Below are 250 nucleotides of genomic sequence, written 5' to 3'. Positions count from 1 at the left end.
CTAACCTGTACTAATTGCCCGTGAGGCTTAACCATACAACACCAAAAGGGTTTTTTGGGACTCAGATAGAACAGACTTGAATGTGTAAATAGAACTTCAAACAGCTTTCCGAATTTATTTGCTTTCACTTTTTTATAAAAGTGAAGACAAAAACAGAATTTGCTTGGCGACCATAGCGTTGTGGACCCACCTGATCCCATGCCGAACTCAGAAGTGAAACGCAACTGCGCCGATGGTAGTGTGGGGCTTC

The 250-nt window shown here is 42.8% G+C and carries 1 rRNA gene; it reads left to right on the top strand.

Annotated elements, in window-relative coordinates:
* Positions 1 to 162 precede the first annotated feature (162 nt).
* Positions 163 to 250, top strand: a 5S ribosomal RNA gene (rrf, locus tag ACM2FC_RS23685); the annotation flags it as partial.

The organism is Vibrio sp. A37, from assembly GCF_059777565.1.
Note: the sequence above shows the minus strand (reverse complement) of the source record. Positions and strands in the feature narration are given on the sequence as shown.